The organism is Vibrio sp., assembly GCF_984391705.1.
This window is the reverse complement of the sequence record NZ_CFHWOM010000001.1, coordinates 103460-126808: the sequence shown is the minus strand read 5'-3', so window position 1 is coordinate 126808 and position 23349 is coordinate 103460. Positions and strand designations below refer to the sequence as shown.

Annotated in this window: 21 protein-coding genes; 6 read left to right on the top strand and 15 right to left on the bottom strand. The window is 46.0% G+C overall.

Annotated features, from left to right (window positions below):
* Genes AC4MRV_RS00650 through AC4MRV_RS00640 form a run of 3 tightly spaced genes read right to left on the bottom strand, consistent with a single transcriptional unit; the run spans position 1 to position 2816 of the window.
* Complete coding sequence (locus AC4MRV_RS00650; protein ID WP_491185487.1) at positions 1-897, bottom strand: ABC transporter permease; 897 nt, start codon at positions 895-897, stop codon at positions 1-3.
* A complete protein-coding gene (locus AC4MRV_RS00645) occupies positions 894-1718 on the bottom strand; it encodes an alkaline phosphatase family protein (RefSeq protein ID WP_491185486.1) in 825 nt (274 codons plus the stop codon). The genes AC4MRV_RS00650 and AC4MRV_RS00645 overlap by 4 nt, the downstream gene beginning before the upstream one ends.
* 12 nt (positions 1719-1730) lie before the next feature.
* Positions 1731-2816 carry an ABC transporter substrate-binding protein gene (locus AC4MRV_RS00640; protein WP_491185485.1) on the bottom strand — a complete coding sequence of 362 codons (1086 nt, stop codon included), beginning with the start codon at positions 2814-2816 and terminating at the stop codon, positions 1731-1733.
* Positions 2817-3027: 211 nt separating this feature from the next.
* Between AC4MRV_RS00640 and AC4MRV_RS00635 the strand changes: the two genes are divergently transcribed.
* Positions 3028-3756, top strand: a complete 729-nt coding sequence (locus tag AC4MRV_RS00635) for a UTRA domain-containing protein (RefSeq protein WP_491185484.1) — start codon at positions 3028-3030, stop codon at positions 3754-3756.
* A gap of 8 nt (positions 3757-3764) precedes the next feature.
* On the opposite strand, the gene yidZ is transcribed toward AC4MRV_RS00635, so the two are convergent.
* Together yidZ and AC4MRV_RS00625 are read right to left on the bottom strand one after the other, a co-directional pair.
* Positions 3765-4730 (bottom strand): HTH-type transcriptional regulator YidZ, encoded by a 966-nt coding sequence (gene yidZ / locus AC4MRV_RS00630; protein WP_491185483.1) that lies wholly within the window; start codon positions 4728-4730, stop codon positions 3765-3767.
* Complete coding sequence (locus tag AC4MRV_RS00625) at positions 4705-5892, bottom strand: MFS transporter (protein ID WP_491185482.1); 1188 nt, start codon at positions 5890-5892, stop codon at positions 4705-4707. Before AC4MRV_RS00625 ends, yidZ begins: the two co-directional genes overlap by 26 nt.
* Positions 5893-6107: 215 nt before the next feature.
* Between AC4MRV_RS00625 and AC4MRV_RS00620 the strand changes: the two genes are divergently transcribed.
* Entirely contained in the window at positions 6108-6893 is a 786-nt protein-coding gene (locus AC4MRV_RS00620; protein WP_491185481.1) for an HAD-IIB family hydrolase, read from the top strand.
* A 108-nt stretch (positions 6894-7001) separates the two neighbouring features.
* On the top strand, positions 7002-7175 hold the full coding sequence (locus AC4MRV_RS00615; RefSeq protein WP_491185480.1) for a hypothetical protein: 174 nt from the start codon (positions 7002-7004) through the stop codon (positions 7173-7175).
* Between the two features lie 112 nt (positions 7176-7287).
* Here AC4MRV_RS00615 and AC4MRV_RS00610 read toward each other — a convergent pair whose 3' ends face one another.
* A complete protein-coding gene (locus AC4MRV_RS00610) occupies positions 7288-7473 on the bottom strand; it encodes a hypothetical protein (protein WP_491185479.1) in 186 nt (61 codons plus the stop codon).
* Positions 7474-7632: 159 nt separating this feature from the next.
* Here AC4MRV_RS00610 and AC4MRV_RS00605 point away from each other — a divergent pair, with 159 nt between their 5' ends.
* Positions 7633-9165 carry a phospholipase D family protein gene (locus tag AC4MRV_RS00605; RefSeq protein WP_491185478.1) on the top strand — a complete coding sequence of 511 codons (1533 nt, stop codon included), beginning with the start codon at positions 7633-7635 and terminating at the stop codon, positions 9163-9165.
* 194 nt (positions 9166-9359) lie between these two features.
* Positions 9360-11243 (top strand): methyl-accepting chemotaxis protein, encoded by a 1884-nt coding sequence (locus AC4MRV_RS00600; protein WP_491185477.1) that lies wholly within the window; start codon positions 9360-9362, stop codon positions 11241-11243.
* Between the two features lie 73 nt (positions 11244-11316).
* Here the strand turns inward: AC4MRV_RS00600 and phnE (AC4MRV_RS00595) are convergent, their stop codons facing one another.
* From phnE (AC4MRV_RS00595) to phnD, 4 genes are all read right to left on the bottom strand, one after another.
* Positions 11317-12120 (bottom strand): phosphonate ABC transporter, permease protein PhnE, encoded by an 804-nt coding sequence (gene phnE, locus AC4MRV_RS00595; protein WP_491185476.1) that lies wholly within the window; start codon positions 12118-12120, stop codon positions 11317-11319.
* On the bottom strand, positions 12120-12920 hold the full coding sequence (phnE, locus tag AC4MRV_RS00590) for a phosphonate ABC transporter, permease protein PhnE (protein ID WP_491185475.1): 801 nt from the start codon (positions 12918-12920) through the stop codon (positions 12120-12122). Before phnE (AC4MRV_RS00590) ends, phnE (AC4MRV_RS00595) begins: the two co-directional genes overlap by 1 nt.
* The gene (gene phnC, locus AC4MRV_RS00585; protein WP_491185474.1) at positions 12908-13693 is read right to left on the bottom strand and encodes a phosphonate ABC transporter ATP-binding protein; all 786 of its coding nucleotides are present in this window, start codon (positions 13691-13693) and stop codon (positions 12908-12910) included. Before phnC ends, phnE (AC4MRV_RS00590) begins: the two co-directional genes overlap by 13 nt.
* A gap of 103 nt (positions 13694-13796) precedes the next feature.
* The gene (phnD, locus tag AC4MRV_RS00580; protein ID WP_491185473.1) at positions 13797-14837 is read right to left on the bottom strand and encodes a phosphate/phosphite/phosphonate ABC transporter substrate-binding protein; all 1041 of its coding nucleotides are present in this window, start codon (positions 14835-14837) and stop codon (positions 13797-13799) included.
* A gap of 676 nt (positions 14838-15513) precedes the next feature.
* Between phnD and AC4MRV_RS00575 the strand changes: the two genes are divergently transcribed.
* Positions 15514-16629 carry a M28 family metallopeptidase gene (locus AC4MRV_RS00575; protein ID WP_491185472.1) on the top strand — a complete coding sequence of 372 codons (1116 nt, stop codon included), beginning with the start codon at positions 15514-15516 and terminating at the stop codon, positions 16627-16629.
* An 81-nt stretch (positions 16630-16710) separates the two neighbouring features.
* Here the strand turns inward: AC4MRV_RS00575 and AC4MRV_RS00570 are convergent, their stop codons facing one another.
* The 5 genes from AC4MRV_RS00570 to AC4MRV_RS00550 all read right to left on the bottom strand — a co-directional run bounded on the left by AC4MRV_RS00570 (position 16711) and on the right by AC4MRV_RS00550 (position 23229).
* Positions 16711-17922 (bottom strand): glycerophosphodiester phosphodiesterase family protein, encoded by a 1212-nt coding sequence (locus AC4MRV_RS00570; protein WP_491185471.1) that lies wholly within the window; start codon positions 17920-17922, stop codon positions 16711-16713.
* Positions 17923-18121: 199 nt separating this feature from the next.
* Positions 18122-19480 carry a sigma-54-dependent transcriptional regulator gene (locus tag AC4MRV_RS00565; protein WP_491185470.1) on the bottom strand — a complete coding sequence of 453 codons (1359 nt, stop codon included), beginning with the start codon at positions 19478-19480 and terminating at the stop codon, positions 18122-18124.
* A complete protein-coding gene (locus AC4MRV_RS00560; RefSeq protein WP_491185795.1) occupies positions 19477-21372 on the bottom strand; it encodes an ATP-binding protein in 1896 nt (631 codons plus the stop codon). The genes AC4MRV_RS00565 and AC4MRV_RS00560 overlap by 4 nt, the downstream gene beginning before the upstream one ends.
* 265 nt (positions 21373-21637) lie before the next feature.
* Complete coding sequence (locus tag AC4MRV_RS00555; RefSeq protein WP_491185469.1) at positions 21638-22243, bottom strand: short chain dehydrogenase; 606 nt, start codon at positions 22241-22243, stop codon at positions 21638-21640.
* Positions 22240-23229 (bottom strand): haloalkane dehalogenase, encoded by a 990-nt coding sequence (locus AC4MRV_RS00550; protein ID WP_491185468.1) that lies wholly within the window; start codon positions 23227-23229, stop codon positions 22240-22242. The genes AC4MRV_RS00555 and AC4MRV_RS00550 overlap by 4 nt, the downstream gene beginning before the upstream one ends.
* Positions 23230-23349: the final 120 nt, after the last annotated feature.

The following is a 23349-nucleotide window of genomic DNA, read 5'->3' as shown; positions in this document are numbered from 1 at the left end:
CTACTTTCTACCTGCATAGCTTTTAGAAATGAGCCACTGATTAATGACGGTGATAAAAGCCAGCAGTGCCATCAAGATCACAGAGATCGCCGCTGCTAGGTTCGGCTCTAGGAATAAATCACCGGACACCAGACTGGCAATACGGATAGTAATCAGGTTGTAGTTACCCGAGGTAAGGGCATAAACACTGGCGTACGCACCAATCGCGTTAGCGATCAAGATTATAAAGGTGCCAAATAGTGCTGGAGAAAGAACAGGCAAAGCAACCTTAGTCCAATACTGGGAAGTGCGTGCACCCAATAGTGCCGCCGCCGCTTGCCAGTCATCACTTAACGCGTCAAACGCTGGGTAAAGCAGCAATACCGCTAAGGGAATCTGAAAGTAGATATAAATCGCTAGCAAACCCCATTTGCCGTACAGGTCAAAATCGCCGAGCAATCCATATTGTTTCAGCAGCAAGGTGATTGCTCCGTTGGTTCCTAAAATGATGATAAACGCGAACGAAAGCGGCACTCCGGCAAAGTTGCTGCTCATGTTAGTGAATGCAATCACGCCATCGCGAATCTTTGAGTCCACGCGTCGTAATGAGGAAACCAACACGGTTGCAATCGCCAAACCGACAACGCTCGACCAAATCGCCAACCACAAACTATTGCCAAAGGCCTGCATCATGAAAGCAGAATCGAGCACTTCGAGATAGTTATCAAAAGCAAATTCATCATCATAGATGAAGCTATTGATCAGCACCCAGATCATAGGTGCAAGTTGAAATAGATAGAAAAATAGCGCAAATGGAGCCAACCATAACGCCGGGGTGAAACGTTTGAACCAAGATGTGATTCTAGACTTTGCTGAGCTCGAAGGGTTCGAGCCGGAAGTTAAAACAGAACTGCTCATAAGGCTAACAATTCCTGACAGTAAGGCTTAGTGTGGTCAAGGTTAAGCAGTTGGCAAACGATGCCGCAGAGATCCGTTTGGTTTACGTGACTCTCCTGATGAGAGAACTTGTCGCCAATCACAAAAAGAGGAACTTCGCGCTCTTCTGGCAATATACCGCCGTGAGAAAAATCATTATTCATACCGTGATCGCTGGTCACTAGAACTTGATAACCATCAGCTAGCCACTGCTGTATATAGTTTGACAAAATGATATCCGCGCCACGTGCACAGTTACGATACTGGCGCGAATCGAGGCCAAATTTATGCCCCATATCATCAATATTCATCGGGTGAATTAGTAAAAAATCGGGTTGATAAGTTAAGCGCAAATGCTCTGCATCTAAAAATAACGCCTCATCTGGGTAGTGGTCCCAATGATAAAAACAGCCATGTTGAATGTTTAGCGACTCATCGTGGGTAAAACGATCTTTCACGGGGTCATACGGTGCTCGATTGTAAAGCTCGCTCACCCAATGATATGCCGCAGCTGCTGTCACCTTGCCTTGTGATTTTGCCAGGCTAAAAATCGATTCATGGTATGACAGGCGCGCTATATCATTGTTCACAATGCCGCTTTCCACTGGCCGTACGCCCGTTAAGATGCACTCATAAAGTGGTCGAGAAAGTGATGGCAGTTCACTTTGCACGGGGTAAAGCGTCGCGCGCATGTTTGACTGAGGGTGGTTGTGTTCGAGAAGACCATTAAGGTAGCCCATACAATCGCGGGCTACCTGATAATTGAGTCCATCTAACACAACAAGGATAACCTTATTGCTCATAAAAACAGACTCTTATTGCTGGTGAATTAACACGCTTTCTTGCCATTGACGTGGCAGTTTACGCGCAGACTTTTCCCAAGCTTTAAAATCCGTCACTGGGTGAACATTACTGTATTGGTCATTAGCAATCAGTTTATCTTGTACAGATTGAGGTAGTGTCACGTTAGTACGGATTGGACGCGCGTAGCCTTCAGCAAGATTGATCTGGCCTTGATCACTGAAGATGTACTCACGAGCCAGCTTCGCTGCATTTGGGTTTTTCGCGTATTTGTTGATAATGGTGGTGTAACCAGAAATCACCGAACCATCTTGTGGGATATTAACCGTGAAACGCTCACGATCGATTTGGTCACGGTAGCTAAGTGCGTTGAAGTCCCAAAGAATCGCCACTTCTACTTCACCTTTTTCTAAGTTCGCAATGCTAGGGTTAGTAAAAGAAAGACGACCTTGCTTGGACAGCTCTGCAAAAAAGTTGATCGCTGGCTTAAGGTTAGATTCATCACCACCGTTAGCAAACGCAGCCGCTAGCACAGCGTTATTTGCCTGAGATGCGACACCAACATCGCCAACTGTCACTTTGTAATCACCTTTTAGTAAATCATCCCAAGTTTTCGGTGCATCTTTGACTAGATTGTTGTTTGAGATAAACGAGATAGTCCCCGTATAAGCCAACGCCCAGTGACCTTCTTTATCCTTAGCCCAATCAGGAACATCATTCCAAGTCGTTGGTTTATAAGGCTGAGTCACACCTTTCTTGACCGCAACACGAGCAAATGCAAAACCCACGTCACCAATATCGGCCGTGGCGTTTTTCTTCTCTGCTTCAAACTTAGCAATCTCTTGTGCTGAGCTCATGTCCGTATCTTGATGCGTCAAACCGTAGTTTGATTTCAAGTCTACCCATGTATCTTTCCAGTTTGCCCAACTGTCTGGCATACCAACACTGTATACCGCGCCTTCTTTTTGCGCGGCTTTAATCAGTGAATCTAGGTCTGCATCTTTTGCCATTGCTGGTACTGAAAGTGTTGTTGCGATCAGTGCTGCTGGCACCATTTTCTTAGCAGAAAAAGTAGTTGAGCGACTTAGCAAAGTTTTCATTGTCTCCATCCTTCTGGACTAGGTCAGTAAGTTCGAAATTTATCCTAGGGGGAGAATGTGACGGTTTCGCGCAACTAATTTGACAGTTTTGCTGACATTCGATGGCATTTATATTTCATTTGTTTACAAGGCCGCCAATTAGCGTATGTCATATTTCTGTTACTTGCTCCACTTACATTATGCAGAGAAAAACATATGGACTAGATCAGCAATGAGAGTATTAGAGGCAAGCCAAACGGGCACTCAGCTAGGACGCATCAAAACCAGTCTAAGAGAACAAATTGATTCAGGAATTATGTCAGAAGGGCAGAAACTCCCATCAGAAAGAGAGCTCAGTGAACTGTTTTCCACCACTCGTATCACCATCAAAGACGCGCTTATTTCACTGGAAACGGAAGGCTTGATCTACCGAGAAGAGCGCCGTGGTTGGTACGTTTCACCGGAACGAATCTGCTATAACCCGCTTTCACGTAACCACTTTCACCAAATGATTCGTGAACAAGATCGAATAGCGGAAACCAAACTGGTTAATGTGCGCAGCGAAATGGCGGCAGGTGAATATGCAGCGGCTCTCGATATTGATCGAATCACACCAATTCATGTGATTGAAAGGCTACGTTATATTGATGGCCGCGCAGTATTGTTCGTAGAAAACGTGCTTAAAGCTTCGCTGTTTAAAGATATTCTCGCTGAAAACCTTACCATGTCTTTAACTGGTATCTACCGTGAAAAATATGGCTACATTACGCAGCGGTCGTGTTTTGATGTAATACCTACGTCAGCGCCAGCTCATGTCGCAAAAGCGCTTAACTTGGCACAAGGACAACCTGTATTGAAGATATGCCGAGTCAACTACAAACAAGGTGACGAACTCATGGACTGCGAACTCGAATACTGGCGACCTGACGCGGTAATGATTCGTATTGATAGCGTAGGCTAACCTGCTTACTAGCAATAACCAGGCTGGCTGTATAACTCTTTCAACGTCTCGCGCAACCACTTAATCTTAGGGTTTTGATTGTTGCGCTTATGCCAGATCATCGTAAATGGGATCTTGAGTTTCTCTTGCTGTTCATCGTCAACGGGAATAGGCAAAGCCACGAGATCAGGGTGAAGCTGCTGACAGTAGCGTTGGCAGTATCTCGGAGCCGTCGTAATCATATCATGGCCCGCTTTCTCAGCTACGAACAGCGCTTGCTCGAAGCTCGCCATCGTTAGATTCACATTGCGCGTCAGCCCCTGCTCAATCAAAATCTCATCTAACGCCCAGGTTTCACTTTTTTCCCAAACCACATTGATGTGCGGATAGCTAAGAAACGTCTCCAAGTTCCACTCCTGTTCGAGCAATGGATGATCGTTACGCACATAAACGAGAGGTAAATCGGTAAACAGCACCTCAAAATTAATGAAGTAAGGGAGCAAATTCAGTGACTCTTTCGATCTTGGGTGGCTTTCTCTCCCAGTAAAGCCGATGTCCACCTCACCGCGAGTAATGGAGTCAATCGAGTCATAATCCCAGTTATGGAACTTCACTTTGGAATCTGGATAGGTGGTATGAATCCGCGAAGTAAGCTCATCAACCATGATCAGTGACAGCGGAGACTCTACACCTAAGTTAAAACGCACACCTGTTGGAGCTTCATCACCTCTACGAGACACAATTTGGCTGCCAATTTGCAGCCAATCAGACAAACTCTCTTCCATACTGTGCGCTAGCGTCGTAGGCCGCAGGCCATTGGGTGTATTGACGAATAAAGGGTCGTCAAACCAGTCTCGCAACTTCGCTAATGACTTACTCACCGTAGATGGCGTGACATTAAGCTTCTTAGCCGTTTTGGTGACACTCTGCTCCTGTAGCAAAAGCTGTAACGTGAGGAGCAGATTGAGGTCAAGGCGTGCAAGTGACTTCTTCATTGAGTTCGCTATTTGTTTGATTAGACACTAATACTATTAGAGAGAGCCCCATTGCGCCACCACAAGCCAGAGCAATTAATAACATATCCACCGCTGACACCCCCAACCACGCCATAAACCAGATATACAGAGCTGAGCAGCACACTTGGGCGATACCTAATACTGAACTGGCTAACCCTGCTTTGTGTGAAAACGGACTTAAAGCTTGGCTCATTGCGACTCCAAAGCCCATCGAAAACCCCATACTGATCATCGCAAACCCGAGCATATAGAGTGTCGAGCTGTCGTCATGCAAGTGAGCCGCAAGGATGACGACAGCCGACAATAAAGTAATCGCTTGCGAACCAAGCAAAAGCGTCCCTTGCTTGAAGTAGTTCAATGCAATGGGCGCAGAAAATGAGGTCGACATACCGACCATCGCGAGCAACGCCATCGCCGTCGAGTACTGCCCGCGAGTAAAGTTGAGTGTCTCCATCACTATCATTGGCGACGTATTAACGTAAGTCAGAATGGCTGTCACACCAAAAGAGGTGAACAGCACACGAGAGATAAAGAAGCGATCAAATAAGGACTCAGACGCAGCGCTTGGAATTGTCTCAGATCGAACATGACGACTTAACGTCTCTTTAAGGAGCAAAGTAGAGATAAGACAGACTAAGACACCCATGCCTGCCATTGCGCTAAATAGAACTGGCCAAGGAAACTTAATCATAATTAGGTGCCCTATCACTGGCGCTAGCACAGGGATCATACAAGTAATCCCGTTTAACATAGAAAGTACCTTGGCGCGCTTCTTGTCATCTAATGTGTCGCGCAAAATAGCAAAAGCAACCACATAGCAGCAGCCTGCACCCACTCCCTGGAAAAAGCGCATCTGCAAGAAGAACTCACTGTTTTGCGCAGTCCCCCCTAGCCATGAGGCAATGGCGAAAATCACCGCCCCGCCAATCGCAACTGGTTTACGACCTAATCGATCAGCTAGGCGGCCCACAAACAACATTGTCACAGCCATACCTGACAAATAGACGGAAAACGCCATATGAAGCTGTGATTCAGTTGCCGCCAGATCCTGAGCAATTTGTGGCAACCCCACGAGATACAAATCAATCGCGGTGGGATAAAGAAGAACCAGTGCAAAACTGCACAGCAGGAAACGGGACATACACACCTCACTTATAGTAATCGTTTGCGAGGATAGTATTTCAATCTCATGGATTAGGCTTGTTGCCATTATGACAACAGGTTTTTCCATTTGCGACATCGCCTTTTTTCTTCCAACTTAACGCCTTAGAAATAGATTAACTCCATCCACTTCACTGAATTCCTTCTCACTCTTTTATAAACTCGTGCTACAAACTAACCAGAATAAGAAATCAAATGGACAACACGCTTTCAAAGGAATGGCAAAACATTGAGTGGGTACTCACAGACGTCGATGACACACTCACTTGGCAAGGTCAGCTGCCGCCAGAAACACTAATAGCACTGCAGTCTCTACAACAGCAGGGAATTAAGATTGTCGCTGTCACTGGAGCATGTGCTGGATGGTGCGATCACATTGCTCAGCTATGGCCCGTCAACGCAGTGCTGGGGGAAAACGGCGCTTTTGTGCTAGAGAAAGGCGCCAAAGGAGTCGCTTTATCAAGTTCAGTACCACTCCATGAAATGCGAGCAAGACAAGCAGAACTTAAAGTCCAAATTGAACAAATTCTGTTAGGCTACCCTGATATCAACCTCACTCTAGATCAAGCGTATCGCTTGTGCGAAGTCGCCATTGATATTGGCCAGAATAGAGAACCACTCGATGGCATTCTTGTGGAAGACATTCTGACAAAAATCCACCAGCTAGGTGCCCATGCCACAGCAAGCTCTATTCACATCAATGCTTGGTATGGTCAGCACTCAAAACGCACTAGCAGCTTTGCTTTCCTGCAAGCGAAAGGGTTAACGGAGCAAGACATCCTCACCAAGTGCTGTTACGTCGGCGACTCTCTCAATGACCAACAAATGTTTGAGACACTGCCCTTGACCGTTGGCGTCAAAAATATCGAGCATTACTGGGATAAACTCGTGCACAAACCCTCTAAAGTGATGACGCAACCCGGTGGGTTTGGGTTTGCAGAATTCAGCCAGCAGCTACTTGCGCTTAAAACACAAAAATAAACCGCTACGAGCATCTCAATTTGACGTTTCCCTCCACAGCGAGCCCTCTTAACTCGGAGCAACTGACTACACTTATAGTAGAGAGTTGTGATTCCAAGGGGGCTGGCCATGGACTTTACGCAAAAACTCAGACTCAAAGGCAAAGCAGAAGAAGACATGTACTTTACCCGTATCGATCGCGAGCTTATCGAAGCAATGCACAATAACCCTAATTGGCAGGATGAGCACTCTAGACCTCATCCTGAAGATGAAGCCAAGCTTGTCGACACTTTGAACAAGTAACACCTTTTGACCAATCTGGCTTAAACAAGGGTTGTGAGGACTGCGAATAAAGCGTAGCAGGAGTGCCCCCCTGCTGTGACCGCTTTTGACTTTTACAATAGTAATAGACGCACTACTTTTCGCGTAAGCTCATGCGCTTATCATCATCAACAAAAAGATGCGCGTGATTTTGATCTATCAATACTATCGCTAAAAGTGAGTCTACTGAGTGAATCTCGCCTTTTCGATAAGGAACGGGAACATCCCAAGGGTTGTTTTGGTACATCCCTGCATCATCGAACTGAATCAAAATCTCCATGCTTACCTCCAGACTACGTTAAGCACTTCTAAAGTTTAGTTCTCAATTGATGTTTTTATAAATAAAGAGTGTTCCGCATATTAAGTAATAGCTTTGTTATACTAGTGCTAATACTCTCAGCGAATACCAGTTTTCAATATCATCAAGGAATTACCATTAATGCCCCAGTTTCGCCGGCTCAGTTCTAGCCTACTTCTCTTCTCCCTCCTGACGGGATGTGGCTCACTACCCGAAGAGATTAACCACTCAAACTCGCCAGCACTTCAGCCGACCAATACAGCATTGTCATCTTTGAGCGACGGTTACTGGAACGAATATAGCGCTCAACCTGCGAGTGCAGTGTTGATGCAAGACTCAGGCTGGGATGCATTAGCGCAGCGACTAGCATTGGTTGAAAAGGCCGAGCAAACGATCGATATCCAATACTATATTTGGAACTCCGATCAATCCGGTACGTACCTCGCTAGTCGTTTATTGGCGGCGGCTGATCGAGGAGTACGCGTGCGCGTTATGCTTGACGACATCAACCTCAACAAGCGAGAAACTTTGCTTATTGCCCTCAATTCTCACCCTAATGTTGAGATCCGCGTATTCAATCCTATTCCAACCCGCCGCGGTGTCACTAAATGGTTTGAATTCCTTGGTGACTTTTCCCGCCTCAATCGACGTATGCACAACAAATCATTCACCGTAGATGGCGTGTTCTCTGTTGTTGGAGGACGTAATATTGGTGATGAATATTTTGACCTTTCTGATGAAATCAACTTTCGTGACCGCGATGTGCTGGCGATGGGGGCTGTCGTCAATGAGATCCAAACTGGCTTCAATCAATACTGGGATAGCCAGTGGTCATACCCTGTAGACTTACTAGGCGACAATGAAGACGTTGACCTAACTGAGCTCACTCAAGCATTGGCTCCCACTTACAGCCATTACCCGCCTCTGCCAACGCAGAAAAGCCAAGCAAAGAAACTACTCGATAGTATCGTCAGCAAGATGGACAGAGTCGAGGCGCACTACGTATACGACCAACCCGTTCCTGTCGATGAAAAGAATACCGATGTACCCAAAGCCACCGCACGGTACCTTAGCCAGTTAGCTAGCCAATCAAACCAACAGATATTATTGGAATCCGCCTACCTGGTGTTCGATGATCGCCAACTCGACAACTGGCAGGCCCTAAGTGAAAACGGTGTAGCCATTAAAGCTTTGACTAACTCCATGGCTTCAAACGACTTGGTGACTAACCACTCTGCTTACGCAGGCAGACGCCAAGATATGCTAGAGCACAACATACAGTTATTCGAATTGATGCCTGAAGCGGCGGTATGCCAAGAATCGACGAAAGACGCTGCCAAGTGTGCGCCAGAAACAGGTTATGGGCTGCACTCTAAATCGGCTGTTTTTGACCAAAAAATTGCGGCGATCGGCTCTTTTAACTTCAATCTCCGCTCAACCTATCTAAACAGTGAGTCCTTGCTCGTTATAGAAAGCCCAGCGGTCGCGAAAGCGTTAGTAGAGGATATTACTGATGCAATGAGCGAGGAAAACAGCTGGCATCTAGAGTTAAAAGATGGCGACGTATTATGGCACGCCAAAGATCAGACTTTTGACCACGAGCCTAACACGGGCAAATGGCGTCGATTCCAATCTTCTTTTTTACAACTATTGCCGATAGAGAAATATCTCTAAGGTACTCTCCAATTCAAAGGCAGGCCACACCTGCCTTTTTCATTTAATTCAAGTCTCTCAATCTCGCCCTCGACGCACACAGATTTGTTCCACATGTCCTACCTTTCAATAAACAGTACGTCAAACCCTATAAATGAACGAACAAACCATATACAATTCGCCGTCCCATAAAAGCAATCAATTCTGGTTTACAAATGAATCTATCTTTAAAACAGAAGCTGACGCTTGCTTGTTTATTCGCTGTTGTATTGATGTCCTCACTATTGACATGGCAGGCATCATCGAAATTGTATGAGCAAAGTCGTCACTCAATTTACCTTCATGCTGGCGGAGTCAGCCATTCAGAGTCAGCCGCTATCCGAAACTGGCTCGTTATACGCGAAAACATTGTGATTAAAGCCGGTGGTCTACTTGGTTCAGAGAACATTCAAGCCGTATTGCTCCAGGCTCGTCTTGGTGGTGATTTTGAAGATGTGTATTTTGGATCCAGTGAAGGCCGAGTCTTCACCTCGTATGAAGGCAAAGATCTGAGCCACATAGACCCTACAACACGCCCTTGGTACAAAGCTGCAATGGGGGCAAATAAGTCCATCATTACTCCTGCGTATAAAGATATTAATACTGGTCAGTTGATGGTCACGATCGCGACAGCAGTCAAGGTAAATGGACGTATTACTGGCGTTATTGGTGCGGATCTCCTTATCGACCAACTTGTGTCTAAAGTAGTCAATTTAGACGTGGGGGAAAATGCACAAGCGATGTTAATTGATAGCTCTAATGGCACCTTTCTCGCACACCCTCAGACGTCTCTGGCGATGAAACCTGTCACCAGCTGGGATTCAGAGTTAACATTGCCAACCATTTTAGAGGCAGAACGCGATAGCGCGATCAATATTTTCAATGAAGGTAGCGCACCTCAGCTGATGTACTTTGAAAAAGTCGACAACTCTGATTGGATCTTCGCAATTCAGATGGATCGCGCCACCCAAGAATCAGCTTATTATGAGCTTCTTCAACAACTTATCATTACTGCTGTCATCGGTACCACGGTTCTAATCGGAGCGGTATCACTGCTCATCTCACATCTATTTAGAGATTTATTAGTCGTCACAACGGCACTCGAAGAGATAGCATCAGGAGACGGCGATTTAACCCAACGTTTGTCACCTCGTACGAACGATGAAGTTGGTCAACTTGCTAAAAGCTTCAACAAATTTGTTGCCAACATGCACCATATGGTGAGCACACTCAGAGACATTTCCAGCTCATTGAGTGACCAAGCCAACGTTACCTCTCAACAAGCCGGTGAAAGAAGCCAACGTATTCATTGCCAGCAAGACGAGATCAATATGGTCGCGACGGCAGTCGGAGAAATGGCAGCAGCAACCGCTGAAATTGCCTCTAATGCGGAAAACACAGCGAAGAACTCACAAGATGCGGTAACCGCGTGTATCGAGGGTTCTGGACAAGTGAATCAAACTCAAGTCTCTATTGAGGCTCTGGCTGCAGACGTTCAAATTGCAACGAATGTCATCGAGGATCTCGAAGGCCATACAACCAGTATTAATACTATCTTGTCGACCATCCAAGACATCGCCGAGCAAACCAACTTGTTGGCATTAAACGCCGCTATTGAAGCCGCTCGAGCAGGAGATCAAGGACGCGGATTTGCCGTCGTAGCGGATGAAGTTCGCGTGTTGTCTCAACGCACTCACACGTCAACGCAAGAAATCCAACATACGATTGAGTTACTGCAATCAACCACGCAAAAAGCGGTTCAAATCATGGGTCAAAGCCAGGCGAAAGCAACCGAGAGTGTGAATGACGCAACCACTGCGTCAGGCAATATAACCAACATCAATACCGCAGTAGATTTGATCAGTGATATGGCCGCTCAAATTGCCGCAGCAGCGGAAGAGCAAAGCCTAGTGACCAATGAAATTACAATGAATACTGAGGGAATCCGAGCTGTCTCTGACGAACTCGCGTCAGAAGCGGTAAACGCAGCGCAGCAAGCTGCGAAGCTGTCCGAGTTAGCGGCCCAGCTAAACCAAGAGATAGGTTCCTTTAAGCTCTAACACACGAAGTATGGCGCAACAAAAAGGCAGGATACGCCCTGCCTTTTTTACATTATTGAGTAGCAATGGCTATCTAAATAAGCTTCTTACGCACATGAACGACCAAGGCTTCGGCTAAGATCACAACCGCAAAGATACTCACTAGAACCATCGACACTTTTTGCCATTCAAATAAATTCTGAGCATCGTTGAGAACCACACCAATACCACCAGCACCCACTAGTCCAAGTACCGCTGATTCACGAACGTTGATGTCCCAACGGAACAACACAATGGAAAAGAACGCAGGCATAACCTGTGGCCAATAGCCTTTCAATAAGATGCTCATCCAAGAAGCCCCTGTCGCTTTGAGAGCTTCAATTGTCCCCATATTCACTTCTGCAATCGCCTCAGCCAATAACTTGCCGACAAAGCCCACACTACGAACCGCGATCGCCATGATACCTGCCAACACGCCAGGGCCAAATAACGCGATGAACAGTAGTGCCCAAACCAGCGAGTTAACAGAGCGTGAAGAGACCAAAAAGAACTGGGCAATCCAGTTGAGCGTTTTGCTTGGTGTAATGTTCGGCGCATTCAACAAGGCTAAAGGAATCGCCAAAATCAGGGTAAACAGAGTACCCAAAGTAGCAATGTGCAAAGTTTCAATTAATGCTGCGTGAATGGTTTCTGGGTAAAAACCATAATCCAGTGGCACCATACGGCTAAACATATCCGCAAACTGAGCAGGAGCATCGTAAAGAAACTCTGGAATAATCTCGACGGTCTGCCATGACCACACAATCGCGGAAACAAAACAGAGGTATGCAGCAAAGCGAGCCAAACGTTCATTGAACGTAAAACGTTGCCATTCTCTATCTATAGAAGCTGTCGTCATTAGAAGATTCTCCTTACAACATTAGACAAGAACTCACCGACTAAGATCAGGGCGATGATGGTGATAAGGATGGCGGCAACAAAGTCGTAATCAAAACGTTGGAACGCGGAAAACAGGGTTCCCCCCAAACCACCAGCACCAACGATACCCACCATGGTTGAGTTACGCAGATTCGAGTCCAACTGATAGCTGGCAAAACCAATAAAACGAGTAAACACCTGTGGCATCACCGCAAACAGAATTACGCTAACAAAGCTGGCGCCAGTTGCGCGAATTGCTTCCACTTGTTTAAAAGATATCTCTTCAATCGCTTCGGCAAAAAGCTTGGCAATAAAACCAATCGATGCAAATACCAGCGTTAAAATGCCGGCCAACGCGCCAAATCCAACCGCTTTAACAAACAGAATCGCGATGATGACTGGATGGAACGAGCGGCAAAGGGCGATAAAACCACGCACAGGCGTCGACACAATTGATGGCATCATATTGCGCGCAGCCAGTAAGCCTAGGAACAAAGAAATAACAATGCCAAAGAAGCTCGAGATGATTGCAATCTGCAAGCTTTCTGCCAACCCGCTTAATAGCAAGCTTGAGCGAGAGAAATCTGGCGGGAACATTCGTGCAAGTAATCGCTCACTTTCACCAAAGCCGATAACTAAGCGTTCAAAGCTAAGGTTAAGTGTCGAGAAGCTGTAAAACAGGTATGCGACGACTGCAACCACACCTGCGCGACTTACCCACGAGGTTTTAAATGGATTCTCAACATTGACCGACGAAGGAGATGAGCTTAATCCAGCCATGACTCACCTCCATAGATAATTTTAAGGTCTTCTTCACTGATACCTTCAGGGCTACCATCATAGTGCACCTTACCGTTACACATACCGATGATACGCGTAGCAAAACGCTTAGCGAGGTTCACATCGTGGATATTGACCAGAACCGGAATCTGTTTATCTTTGGCGAAGGTTTCCATCAACTCCATGATCTCAACCGCCGTTTTTGGATCGAGTGAAGAGGTCGGCTCATCGGCCAATAAGATATATGGGTCTTGCATCACTGCTCGAGCGATTCCGACACGCTGGCGCTGACCGCCGGATAAACTATCGGCACGTTGGTTAGCAAAATCTTGCAGGCCGACAAACTCTAAAAGCTCAAACGCTTTCTTTAAGTCTTCTTGAGCGTAGTTTCGACGCCAAGCATTCCAAGACGACATGTAACCCAAGCGGCCACTCAATACATTTTCAATAACGGTTAGACGCTCAACTAAATTGTATTCTTGGAAGACCATACCGATATGACGACGCTGTTTACGCAGAGCTTGCCCTTGTAACTTAGTCAGGTCTTCGCCTTCAAATAGGATTTCGCCACTGGTTGGATCGTTCAAGCGATTGATACAGCGCAGCAAGGTACTTTTACCCGTACCTGATGGGCCAATGATGGCAATGATGCCTGGTTGGTCGATATCAATATCAATACCTTTAAGGATTGGCTTGCCCGCCACGTATTCATGGAAAAGGTTATTGATCTTTATTCCGTCGTACTTAGCTCCGTCAACGTTTGCTACGGCCATACTACTATTCCTTGTTTCACTATTGTTTGAGCCTAAATTTAGGGTGTACGGAGCCCCGCGCCCTACACACAGGGCACCGTACTTTGGCGTTTCTAATTAAGAGTTATTGGTTAGTTGCTTGTTTTGCTAGCTCTGCCGCTTTCTTTTTAGCGCGCTTCGCAGCGTCTTTCTCAGCTAGCTTTTTAAGACCCGCTTTGGTGTAAGCAGTCCCTGTCGCGTGAGCAATATCGCGGATGACAGACCAGTCTTCTTGGTAAGTGATTGGAGAGAAGCGGTCGGCGCCTTTGAATGCTTCACTCATTTCAGGCGTAAAACGGTAGCTAAAGAAAGCTTCGTTGATTTTTTCTACCAACTCAGGTTTCAAGTTGTAAGCGTAGCCAAAAGCAGAAGTTGGGAAACGTGGGCTGCGGTAAATGATTTTCAAGTCGTTAGCGTCTACTCGGCCAGCTGCAACCATACGATCATATACGTCAGAAGCGACAGGTGCTGCATCGTAGTCTCCGTTATAGACACCAAGAATAGATTGGTCATGCTTACCGGAATAAAGCACTTTGTAATCTTGATCAGGTGTTAAGCCTTGCGCTGGGAATAGCGCACGAGGAGCTAGGTTACCTGAGTTAGATGAAGCCGATGTATGAGCAACGCGTTTGCCTTTTAAATCAGCCATCTCGTTGATACCACTGTCCTTGCGCACGATAGTGATTAGGTTATAGCCCTGAAAACCGGCCTCATCACCTTTTACTGCGATAGGTACGTAACCAGCTAGGTTAACCGCGTAGCCCGTTGGGCCCGTTGAGAAGCCAGCAACGTGTAGACGGCCAGAACGCATCGCCTCTACCTGTGCAGAGTTCGAGTGAACAGTGTAATAAATCACTTTTTTGCCGGTAATCTTGCTTAAGTGAGCTTGGAAATCAGCAAATGCGTCTTTGTAGAGCGCAGGGTCTTCAACTGGGGTGTAGGTGAAAACAAGCGTACTTGGATCAATCCACTCGCTTTCATTTTTTGGCGCATCTGCCACCAAATCTTGGTTTTCATCACAATATCTGTCGTCCAGCACACCACGGTTGGCACACTCACTTGCCATAGCCATTGAAGGAAGCAGCAAAGAGCCAGCGATTAACAATCCTTTTACACTGTTTTTCATATTAGAACCTTACATTCACGTTATTGTTGGAGGTCACTCCTGTTATTGCAGGGGATGTGCCAACAATATTATTGTTATTTTTCAAAAGCTTACACAAACACAAAAAGTAGGAAAATAATTTTGGGTCATTACTGTCCTAAGTAAGACCCTCCCTTTGGGTCACTTATGTCCCAAGAAAGTAGCAATTTCAGTCGTCCATAAGCAGCAGAAAAAGCACTCTTGCTAGGTACAGCAGCGAAATATTATCGGGATAAAACGTAAGTGCGCGAATTTCAATCTAGATAAAATGTTAGCAGGATCATAATGTAAACGACGAAAACCGCACTAATAAGTGATCACTTCACATAACCATAGCGACGAGAAAATAGACGGAATAAATATCTAAGCAACGATAACGAATGAATAGCCTGCAACTATCGCCAACCCTTTAAAATCAGAGAATTACGAAGAATAATTACGCATTTCCAACCTATTTTTGCTAATTACGGCCCGTAATTCGATTTGAACCGTTTCACACAAATCGGAGGAGTGCCGTGTTAGCCTTTGAGCACTCATTGATAGAAGCTATTCATCACTTCTGTCCAACTGAACATCAAAAACGATAAGCCACCTGAGCCGCTTCATCAACGGGTTCAGTAAGCGGTAAACTTTGCTCCTCATAATCTAAGGAACTGTTATGAAGAAGACCCTCTTATGCTCCGTGCTCTTTACGTTTAGCGTCTCTGGAATCAGCTTTGCTAGTGATGCTCCTATGACGACGGATTACAGTGATAAAGCGATTGATTACCTTGTTCAAATTGCGGGTGGAAGTGATGGAATTGGAGCTCGCCCAGCAAGCTCAGCCAAAGAAATAGAGACAGGTGAATGGATTAAAAACAAACTTACAGAAGTGGGCTACAAGGTAGAGGCTCAACCGTTCACCTATACAAAAGAGGGCAAAACCCAGAATTCGAACAACTACATTGTTGAAAAGCCGGGCTTATCGAGCGACACCATTATTCTCGTTGCCCACTATGATTCCACGGGGGACGACCATGGCTCTTTAGGCGCAACCGATAATGGTGCGGGCCTCGCCGCAGCAACCGCAATTGCTGAAGCACTGTTTGCCGAACAAGAGATACCCTTTACGGTTCGAGTGCTGTTTGCAGGCGCTGAAGAAAATGGCCTAAATGGATCCAAACACTATGTGACTAACGCTTTAAAGAGCGGTGAACTCGATAACGTCATTGCCATGATCAACTATGACACCGTTGGTGGTGGCGATATTGTCTATGTGCACGCCGCACACTCTGATTACAAGCAGTACCAAAAGACCTGTGAAGCGATTGGTCTTAGCAATAAAACCTACAACAATGACACTTGGGTCCGAGATGGAATGCTCGCAGCATCGATTGAAAAAATCGGAGAACAAGCCAAGTACATTGTGCACCCAGGCTTCCCAGGTTATCCAGCCGGTGAAACTGGGTCTTGGTCTGATCACGCTCCGTTTGCCTGTGCCGGTATTCCTATCGCCTATGTTGAGTCGACCAATTTCAATATCAACGGTGAAGAAGGCTACGATGGTTACTCACAGACGGAAAACCCGATGATGTGGGACTGCTACGATGAGGAGAAAAAGACCGCATGCGACCGTAAAAAAGAAACCAAATGGGGTAAAATCTGGCATACCGAATTCGATCGACTCGATAAGCTAGAACAAGCCTTCCCGGGACGAGTCAATAAACAGACCAAAAACAATGTGGAAGTGGTAGTTGAGTACTTAACCAACAAGAAGTACTTCAGCCAATCCTAAAGCGAAACCCTTAGGGGATACTGACCAGCTTCAAACAAAAAAAGCCCGAGATAGCTCGGGCTTTCGATTAGGAAATAGACGTTAAATATCCATACAGTTAGCGTAGTAAGTCACCGTTGATGGCCAATCACTAAACACACCCAACACGCCAACATCTTTCGCCAGCACGTCCAGTACCTTCATCATGTCACCGTCTTGATTGATCTGCTCAGTAACTGATTGGTAATACCAGCCACCACCTTGAGCCAGTGGACCTGAGCGCTCAAGAGTCCAAGCGATAATATCTAGGTCTGCTTGCTTCGCCAATTTCGCGTATTCTGACTCAACAATCGCGTTCTTATCATCTAACTGAATGAGCGCATACAATGGCGGTGCGATGATTTGCACACCTTCTTTTGATAACGCTTTCATGTTTTCTAGCGTTGCAGTAAAGCCTTCTAGGTTATAGACACGGTCATCAAGATAGACAGCTTGCTTACCGAACTCTGGCTCATTTTTGATCCAGTATTTCACGTCATCAAGATTGAACGATTGAACATAAGCGTCTTTGGCAGAGAAGCCAGCAGCTTTAAGCTCATCGACCAGCTTTTGCGCGTAATCTTCTTGGCTAAAGCCTTGGTATGGCATTTCAACCGCTGCTGATTTCAGCTCTGGCGTTACTTTTACGCCGTGCTTTTTAAATAACGCCGCGCTCTCTGCATGTGTCATCAAAGTACCCGTCTGAGAGTACAAGTCGGTACGCCAACCAGGAGTGCCGTTCATGTATTCTTCAATCGTGGTAGCTTTCGGATTCGCGCCATCCATCTTGCCTTTCAAGGTTTTAAATTCAGCCAACGTGAAATCAGACGTGCGACATTCCACTTGAGCATCTTCACCTGTTTCTAAGTTCGCTGGCTTAAATGGCACAGAACACTTCTTAGCGAGCTCAGGGTGCGCTAAAACATCCGTTGTTGTGTGCAGATCGCTTTGAGAATGACGACAAACTAGCTGCTTATCTTTAGTAAAGGTGACATCACATTCAAGGACACCCGCTCCCATCGCAATCGCTGCGAGGTAAGACTCTTTGGTATGCTCAGGAAATTGCATCGCCGCACCGCGGTGGCCTATCGAAAAGTCGCTACGATAAAAGGGACCGGCACCACAGCTTTCTAACTTGGTTTTTAGAGGACCATCTTCCATGTCACTCACCAGATATAAAGGACGAGGGCCTAATTGTGCAGGCTCGTTCGCCGCCATCGCCATTGAGCTCATGCCAAGCAATAAAGCGATACTACTGGTTAGGATTTGCTTCATCTGTTGTTTCTCCTTGCAGCAAATAGATATTTGTTGGTTTTTATCGTTCTGGTTTTGCGAAGTTCTTATGCGCTCTGCAACGCGTAACTCCCTGACTTCAAATCAGAACTATTGATAGATTGCACGCAACGTGCCAAAAACTTTTCGCTTATAATTCAAACAGATAAATATAACGGTTTTATTAACTTTCTATGATGGGTCAATTATGTCTTGTGGTTTGTGGCTTAAAACTCTCTTTATCTAACTGATGTTTTTTCATCTTTCGATAAAGCGTTTTACGCGGCAGGTTTAACCTTAGTGAGACCTCATTGATATTGCCTGCCATTTCAATCAAGGCTTCGGTGAGAACGTTACGCTCGTATTGCTCCATCTGTTGCTCAAACGCAAAAGCTTCACTACCTTGAAGCGTTGGCGATTGCAGATCAAACCCTTCACCTACAATACCAAGCACAAATCGATCGGCCACATTACGTAACTCTCGCACATTTCCGGGCCAATCGTGGCGACAAAGCTGCTGAATTTGCTCCGCATATAGCGTCGATGCCCGAGTCTTATATTTCTGACTAGCTTGCACCACAAAATGCCTAAACAGAGATTGGATATCTTCCTTACGTTGACGCAGTGGCGGTAAATTTAAGCTGGCGATATTAAGACGATAGAAGAGATCCGCGCGAAACTCGCCCTTCTGACTCAAGTCCGCTAGATCGGCTTTGCTTGCTGCGATAACAACAATATCCACAGGAATAAGCGTGTTGCCACCGACACGTTCGATGACCCGCTCTTGGATCACACGTAGCAATTTGATCTGCACAGCGATTGGCATACTTTCAATTTCATCCAAAAACAGAGTGCCACCGTGCGCTTGTTCAATTTTACCGATACGTTTTTTATTCGCGCTAGTAAACGACCCTGCTTCATGGCCAAACAGCTCACTCTCTATAATGCTCTCCGTCATACCACCACAGTTAATCGCAACAAACGGCTTATCGCAACGTTGAGAATAGCGATGAAGCGCTCTGGCAATCACTTCTTTGCCTGTTCCGGTTTCACCATTAATGATGGTATCAACACCAGTGCGCGCTAAAGCCAGTACCTGTGTTCGAACCATTTCCATCTGGCTAGAAACACCAATCACCACATCTTCTATAGGTAACTGTGGCGTATTTAACGTCGCTTCTGGTGTATTGCGAATGTGCGTTGCGGCCAACGTCAGCTTTTCAATCAGCTCATCGCTTTGCAAAGGCTTTTCGATGAAATCAAACGCGCCCAGTTTCATTGCCTCAATCGCCATTGGAATATCACCATGGCCACTCATCAAAATCACTTCACATTTGGGCGCGCGACTTTGAATCGCATCAAGCATGGCTAAACCATCGATATTAGGCATTCGCACATCACACAACACCACTTGTTTACTGTCAGGCGTTAATGATTTAAGGCCTGACTTAGGGTCCGTAAAACCAGTGACACTAAACCCTTCCAGCTCTAGCATCTCACTCACCGCTTCTACTACATCTAATTCATCGTCAATGAGGGTTATTTGCTTTTCCGTGGTCATGGTTTTATGCCTTGTTCTAGATGTACAACAAACTCACTGCCGACATTAGGCTGCGAGTCTACTCGGATGGAACCACCAAAATCTTTGATGATATTAAATGCGATGGATAGGCCTAAACCTAAGCCCTTACCCACCTCTTTCTGGGTGTAAAATGGGTCAAAAATATGAACAATGTCGTCGGGTTTTATCCCTTTGCCATTGTCCTTTACGCCTATAGTCACCTTGCTACCAACGCGGGTTACAGATACCGAAATAAGAGGCTCAGGCCTGCTTTCAACGGCATCAATCGCATTACTAATAAGATTCACCAATACTTGTTCTAATCGAATCGGATTGGCTTTCACGCTCTCATCAGGATCCAAGCCACAATCCAACACAATCGGCACCTGTTTGTTGGCAAACAGTTCAATGGCATCATTCACCACAGGCATGACAGCGACTGACGAAACTTTGCCGTCGCTCTTACGTGAAAAAGCTTTGAGGTGTCGAGTCAATGCCGCCACTTTACCTAACAAATTTTCTATCTTTTGCAGGTTTTGGGTCGCCTTATCACTGCGACCTTGCTCTAACCATTTTTGAGCACTACGCGCGTGACTGCTAATGGCAGTTAATGGCTGATTAATTTCATGCGTGATACCTACACTCAGTTGACCCAGAGCTGCAAGCTTACCCGCTTGTACCAATTCGTCTTGAGTTACGCGCAGCTTCTCTTCCGCTAAACGGCGCTCTTCGACCTCTGCTTCCAATTTCTGATTAGTTTTCTTCACCACTTTCGCTGTCGCTTGAAACACTTGTAACGACTTCGCCATTTGAGTCACTTCATCTTGGCCTTTAAGCTCTATTTTGGTGTCGAGGTGCCCGGTAGAAATTGCAAACATGTCATCACGTAGATGCAGCAATCGTTCTAGGATGTTTTTACGCACATAGAACCAGGCGATGCCCCCAGCTGCGAACAAGCTAAACACAGAGAGCACTAAAGAAAAGGTACGGTTAGATGCCAGAGATTTCTGCACCTGCGCGATGGATGAGTCGATCTCTAGGTTGACGTTAGAAGTGTTGCGCTCAATTTGCACTGACAGTTGGTGCAAATATTTACGGCTGTTCTCTAGTAAAAACTCTTGTTGATAATAGTGCTCTAACGCCTGATTCTTAAGTTGCACCAAGCGGCTCGAGCGAGAAGCTAACGTATAGATAACAGACAACTTTTCATCCAACGTCGGTAAAGACTCAGCTAGGCCGCTATCTAACCAAAGGCTAAACCATTCTTGACCCAATTGCTCCAAACGATAAGTGGTGTAATCCAGCTCATTGAAGCTGCCATCGTTATACAGTTTTTCTACCAAGCCAAGTTGATAGAAGAGCAGCGCTTTGAGTTGACTGTATTGCAGACGAGATTTCTGCTCCGCGGGCAGACTATCGAGCTCTTCACTCACTTGTTGTAGCAGCGGGTAAAACCCTTCCAACAAATTACGCAGCTCTTTATTTAATTGGCGCGACTCTTCACCGCTTTGATGCAGCAGGCTCAAGCTATTACTGACCTGCATAATCAAATCTTTGAAATAGGCATGGTACTCTGGGAAGTGGGCAAGCACGAGGTTCATCTCGCCAATACTATCTTCAATCCGGACCATAGCATTACGCCGCTCTAGATTGGAATCCGCTGAGACCAATTGCGAGGAATCCGTAATCACGAGTCGAACCATATCATTGAGACGAGCCGCTCGCTCTAACGCCGGGATCTCCTTCTCTTTCAACTCAACCAAAGCAAGTTCTAGCTTGTCGTAGGTGGTAGAGCTGAACAGAGCAAGTAGCAAAGTGGTCATTGAGAGCATCGCGAGAGCAAGTCCTAATCGCACCTCTATACCACGCCATTGAAAACGATTTCGGCGCATACTATGACCACTGTGCTCGACCTCAGAAATGTCGGCCTCTCGACTCACTATTTGATTCACTAAGACGTTCCTACCTACTCCAGTGCATCACCCGTTTAGAGCATAAACACCATTAACAAACCACATAAAACATTATTACATTTCATTAATAAAGCCGTGTGTATCAGATTTGTGGATTCGGTAGTTAGAAATTCTGTAAAGCAAGAAGTTGGTTCGGATTTATATCAGGGCAGTCATTCCTTCATTGGTGCAAATAGCGTTATGACTATGGCTCACCTTTCACAGCATTAAAGATATGTCCCGTTTTGTTCCCCACAACACTTTGCTGATAAAACGGCGCAACATCATTGGCAGCGATTCCATGGCTACTATCGACACCCCATTGTTCCAAGGTCTCTTTGACAATCGCGGGGCTCACCGCATTAATTCGCTTACCTTTGTCTAACTCAAATGCCGCAACAGAAACAAATGCATTCACACCAGCGACGCCCATGGCAATGGCAGCGGTACCCGGCATCGGATGATTCGCAGCTTGACCAGAGGTTAACGTAATTGAACCGCCCTCATTGAGGTATTCCAAACCAAGCCTAACAAGGTTAACTTGGCCCATTAACTTATTGCGCAGAACCACCTCATACCCTTCATCAGGCATCTCTGCAATCGAGCCCATTTCACCGTTTCCCGCCATACAAATGATCGCATCTACCGAGCCAACTCGTTCAAACAATGATTGGATAGAGGCGCTATCTTCAATATCAACGGTCAGTTCACCGGTAGAGTGACCCACTTGAATAACGTCATGTTGCTCTGCGAATAAACGGGTCACCGCTTGGCCAATAATACCGTTGGCGCCAATGGCTAAGATTTTCATGCTGCTACTCCTGCTTGCTTGTATTTCGTCTCTTCTAACCACGTCAGCATTGTTTGTGCGAGCTGAGTGGATTGGTCTTCTTGTAAAAAGTGGGAAGCGTTAGCCACGGTGATATGAGGCTGTCCTTTCGCTCCGCTGAAATTCTGCTGAAACTTTTCATCGTAGCCCTGACCAGCTAAAAATGGGTCTTGATCGCTGAATAGGGTCAGCACGGGTTTCGACCACCGTTTGAGGCTTTGCCAATCTTGGTTCACGGCATCCAGATCGTCAGCCACTATTTCTGGCATTTTCCTTGGCCCAGCAAAATATTCTTCACTTGGGAAAGGGGCGTCGTACGCCTGCATTTCGTGTTTGCTTAGGTGACGAGTTGATAAACTCTGAATGAGTTCACCAATTTCAGGCTGGGGATTGTGGCGAAAGTAGCCCGCCCAATTACCGTAGTTAATCTTATTCTTAAATTTAGCCAGATCCGTTTTACCAGCAGCGGCGGCCATCACCTTCAGCACTTTAGGCACTAAGAACTTTTCTAACCCTTTCATTTCTGCCAGTGCGGTATTCGCCACAACTAAGCGATCAAGCCACTCTGGTTCTTGAGCTAATGCACGCAAGCCAATCATTCCTCCCCAATCTTGCATGAACGCCGCGGCGTGTTTGATACTAAGCTTTCGAACAAACTGGGTCATCCAGTCAACATGATTGGCATAGGTATGAACCTCTGAAGATCGGGGTTTGTCGGATTTACCAAAACCAATTAAGTCTGGGGCTATCACACGGTATCCTGCATCAACAAGAAGAGGAATCATGTGACGGTAAAGGTAGCTCCAGGATGGCTGACCATGGAGCAGGAAGATAGTTTGCGCATGGTGTTTTCCCTCATCCACATAGTGCATTTTCATACCATCGACTTCTAGGTAGTTGGGTTCAAATGGGTAGTCCACTAAGTTTTCAAATGCTGCGCTTGGGGTGGTTAAAATAGTCGATGTCATAGTGCGTCTCCTTGATGGTCACAATTGTTGACCATTTCTGCTGCTACAATGGTTTTGGCTTTGCGATTGCTTCGATAGGACTACTTTAGAACGATAACATGACCGAAAAAAGCATAGCTT

Excerpts from the sequence above, each read along its gene's own strand:
- AC4MRV_RS00650 (WP_491185487.1), bottom strand. The coding sequence starts at position 897 with ATGAGCAGTTCTGTTTTAACTTCCGGCTCGAACCCTTCGAGCTCAGCA.
- AC4MRV_RS00645 (WP_491185486.1), bottom strand. The coding sequence starts at position 1,718 with ATGAGCAATAAGGTTATCCTTGTTGTGTTAGATGGACTCAATTATCAG.
- AC4MRV_RS00640 (WP_491185485.1), bottom strand. The coding sequence starts at position 2,816 with ATGAAAACTTTGCTAAGTCGCTCAACTACTTTTTCTGCTAAGAAAATG.
- AC4MRV_RS00635 (WP_491185484.1), top strand. The coding sequence starts at position 3,028 with ATGAGAGTATTAGAGGCAAGCCAAACGGGCACTCAGCTAGGACGCATC.
- yidZ (WP_491185483.1), bottom strand. The coding sequence starts at position 4,730 with ATGAAGAAGTCACTTGCACGCCTTGACCTCAATCTGCTCCTCACGTTA.
- AC4MRV_RS00625 (WP_491185482.1), bottom strand. The coding sequence starts at position 5,892 with ATGTCCCGTTTCCTGCTGTGCAGTTTTGCACTGGTTCTTCTTTATCCC.
- AC4MRV_RS00620 (WP_491185481.1), top strand. The coding sequence starts at position 6,108 with ATGGACAACACGCTTTCAAAGGAATGGCAAAACATTGAGTGGGTACTC.
- AC4MRV_RS00615 (WP_491185480.1), top strand. The coding sequence starts at position 7,002 with ATGGACTTTACGCAAAAACTCAGACTCAAAGGCAAAGCAGAAGAAGAC.
- AC4MRV_RS00610 (WP_491185479.1), bottom strand. The coding sequence starts at position 7,473 with ATGGAGATTTTGATTCAGTTCGATGATGCAGGGATGTACCAAAACAAC.
- AC4MRV_RS00605 (WP_491185478.1), top strand. The coding sequence starts at position 7,633 with ATGCCCCAGTTTCGCCGGCTCAGTTCTAGCCTACTTCTCTTCTCCCTC.
- AC4MRV_RS00600 (WP_491185477.1), top strand. The coding sequence starts at position 9,360 with ATGAATCTATCTTTAAAACAGAAGCTGACGCTTGCTTGTTTATTCGCT.
- phnE (WP_491185476.1), bottom strand. The coding sequence starts at position 12,120 with ATGACGACAGCTTCTATAGATAGAGAATGGCAACGTTTTACGTTCAAT.
- phnE (WP_491185475.1), bottom strand. The coding sequence starts at position 12,920 with ATGGCTGGATTAAGCTCATCTCCTTCGTCGGTCAATGTTGAGAATCCA.
- phnC (WP_491185474.1), bottom strand. The coding sequence starts at position 13,693 with ATGGCCGTAGCAAACGTTGACGGAGCTAAGTACGACGGAATAAAGATC.
- phnD (WP_491185473.1), bottom strand. The coding sequence starts at position 14,837 with ATGAAAAACAGTGTAAAAGGATTGTTAATCGCTGGCTCTTTGCTGCTT.
- AC4MRV_RS00575 (WP_491185472.1), top strand. The coding sequence starts at position 15,514 with ATGAAGAAGACCCTCTTATGCTCCGTGCTCTTTACGTTTAGCGTCTCT.
- AC4MRV_RS00570 (WP_491185471.1), bottom strand. The coding sequence starts at position 17,922 with ATGAAGCAAATCCTAACCAGTAGTATCGCTTTATTGCTTGGCATGAGC.
- AC4MRV_RS00565 (WP_491185470.1), bottom strand. The coding sequence starts at position 19,480 with ATGACCACGGAAAAGCAAATAACCCTCATTGACGATGAATTAGATGTA.
- AC4MRV_RS00560 (WP_491185795.1), bottom strand. The coding sequence starts at position 21,372 with ATGCGCCGAAATCGTTTTCAATGGCGTGGTATAGAGGTGCGATTAGGA.
- AC4MRV_RS00555 (WP_491185469.1), bottom strand. The coding sequence starts at position 22,243 with ATGAAAATCTTAGCCATTGGCGCCAACGGTATTATTGGCCAAGCGGTG.
- AC4MRV_RS00550 (WP_491185468.1), bottom strand. The coding sequence starts at position 23,229 with ATGACATCGACTATTTTAACCACCCCAAGCGCAGCATTTGAAAACTTA.